We start from the raw sequence: 1,942 nt of genomic DNA on the forward strand, positions 1-1,942 counted from the left end.
CGCCAGCGGCGGGCCGGGGCGGAGACGGGGCCCGCGCCGCGGACGGCCGCCAGGATCGGGCGTGAGGAGCTGCTGGCCGCCTCGGGGGCCGACGCGAGCGCGCTGGACGAGTGGGAGTCGTACGGTCTCATCACTCCGATGCCGGACGGCGGGTACGACGCCGAGTCCGTGACCGTGGCGAAACTGGTCACGGATCTGGGAAGATTCGGCCTGGAACCACGTCATCTGCGGATCATGAGAGCGGCCGCCCAGCGCGAGGCGGGGATGGTCGAGCAGGTGGTCGCACCGCTGCGCCGGCACCGTAACCCGCAGACCAGAGCCCATGCGGAGGCCACCACGAGGGAGCTGGCGACCCTCTCCGTGAAGCTGCACGCGGCACTGTTCCGGACGGCTCTCGGAGCACATCCGTACTGATCATGGGGGAGTCCGACTACCCAAACCGGTCGGTCGCGTCCTAGGGTTGCTGTGTGAACGAGCTCGACGTTGTGGGTGTCCGGGTGGAAATGCCCTCGAACCAACCGATCGTGCTCCTGCGTGAAGTGGGAGGCGACCGGTACCTTCCCATCTGGATCGGGCCGGGGGAAGCCACCGCCATCGCCTTCGCCCAGCAGGGCATGACGCCTGCCAGGCCGCTGACCCATGACCTTTTCAAGGATGTCCTTGAGGCCGTGGGCCAGGAGCTGACCGAGGTCCGCATCACGGACCTCAGGGAAGGTGTCTTCTACGCGGAGCTGGTCTTCGCCAGCGGGGTGGAGGTGAGCGCCAGGCCGTCCGACGCCATAGCGCTCGCGCTGCGCACCGGTACGCCGATCTACGGCAGTGACGGCGTCCTGGACGACGCGGGGATCGCCATCCCGGACGAGCAGGAGGACGAGGTGGAGAAGTTCCGTGAATTCCTCGACCAGATCTCTCCCGAGGACTTCGGGACCAACAGCCAGTGAGTGGTCGGTGAGTGCCTGACGGCCGGAGGCGGACCCGCCTCCGGACCGCACGGTCAGCACATTCGGTCAGCCCTTCCCGGGACCGGGACACGCGAAACCACTCTCAAGGTGATTATCACTCGGCGTGGCGAGTGCGGCGATCGTTGACGCACCCCGAGTGACTCCCTACCGTCGTTGAGGGCAGGTCAAGGACGGAGGTCGGCGTGAGAAGCAGCGGCGACGGTACGGCGGTGGGCGGGGCGTTCCCGCTGCGGAGCGAGGTCCCCGTGCCGCCTCGTCCAGGCCGGCCAGCGCGTCGAAGGCCGTCCGCAGGCCGGGGACGTACGGCATCAGGGCGGGGACCGCCTGCGCCGCCACGTCCAGGCGGGCCGTCATCGCGTCCGCGAACTGCGCCGTCTGCGCGCGGCCCAGCGTCACGGTCGGCAGCGCCGCCGCCAGCGCCAGATGCACCTCGGCGGTGGCCCGCCCGAGCGCGCGCGCCTCCGACGTGAACTCCCGGTCCGCGCCCAGCGCCGCCAGCGCGAGCTGCCAGCCGTCCCGCGACCCGCGCAGATACGGCTGGAGCACACCGAGGGTGAGTGTGTCGTCGCTGCCCGTCGGATCGTCCGCCTCGAACCACGCCACCGGCGCCGGCACCCGGTCGCAGCCCTCCGCGGCGAGCGCCAGCGGCAGCTCCAGATCCGGGTGCGGGCCGGGGAAGACCCGGCGGAGGATCTTGAGGATGTACGCGTCCCCGTGGACGGCCTCGCCGCGGGCGTCGCCGTAGACGAGGGACGAATTGGACTGCTCCGCGTCCAGCAGTTTCCCGCTCAGGGCCGCCGGGATCGGCCGCGCGCGCTCGAACCGTAGCGGTCCCCATGACCCTGGGTTGCGCAATCGTTCCAGCAGCAGCTCCGCGACCCGCGGGTCGTGCAGGCCCTCGTACACCGTCAGCCCGGCCAGCGGGCCCTGCGCCGCCCGGCCGACGCGCGCCGCCGCCAGGTGCGGGGGCAGGGCCTCCC

At 71.4% G+C, this 1,942-nt stretch carries 1 protein-coding gene and 2 pseudogenes; 2 read left to right on the top strand and 1 reads right to left on the bottom strand.

Features of this window, described 5'->3' with window-relative positions; all coding sequences use genetic code 11:
• Positions 1-414 (top strand): annotated as a pseudogene (locus GT042_RS10495) (MerR family transcriptional regulator); the annotation flags it as partial.
• Positions 415-467: 53 nt separating this feature from the next.
• Positions 468-941, top strand: a complete 474-nt coding sequence (locus GT042_RS10500; RefSeq protein ID WP_161308445.1) for a bifunctional nuclease family protein — start codon at positions 468-470, stop codon at positions 939-941.
• Between the two features lie 165 nt (positions 942-1,106).
• Here the strand turns inward: GT042_RS10500 and GT042_RS10505 are convergent.
• Positions 1,107-1,942 (bottom strand): annotated as a pseudogene (locus GT042_RS10505) (hypothetical protein); the annotation flags it as partial.

It is taken from the genome of Streptomyces sp. SID3212 (genome assembly GCF_009865405.1).
Classification (GTDB): Bacteria; Actinomycetota; Actinomycetes; order Streptomycetales; family Streptomycetaceae; genus Streptomyces.